A 276-nucleotide genomic window follows, 5' to 3' on the forward strand; every position below is an offset into this window, starting at 1 on the left:
GGCCATGGCCGCGTCCGGGCTGCGCGACAGCCTCCAGGAGACGACCATGCCGTCGAAGCGGTCGATGACCGGGGACGGCCGGCGCTTGTAGCCGTCCATGGCGGACCGGGCGGCGTCCGTCGGCCACAGCCGGTTCGGCGCCCCGGCGTGGAAGTCGCGCTCCACGAGGTCGGCGGGCGCCTCGGACGGCTCCCCCCTGTGGGAGCTCCGCCGCCTGGGCCTCTTCAGGCACACGGGCCGCGGCCCCTCCCCGCCCATGATGCGGCGCGCCACCTT

At 76.4% G+C, this 276-nt stretch carries 1 pseudogene; it reads right to left on the bottom strand.

The features are described from left to right. Positions 1 to 276, bottom strand: a pseudogene (locus H7U32_RS10605) (IS3 family transposase); the annotation flags it as partial.

This window comes from Bifidobacterium pullorum subsp. saeculare (assembly GCF_016899725.1).
Lineage (GTDB): Bacteria > Actinomycetota > Actinomycetes > Actinomycetales > Bifidobacteriaceae > Bifidobacterium > Bifidobacterium pullorum_C.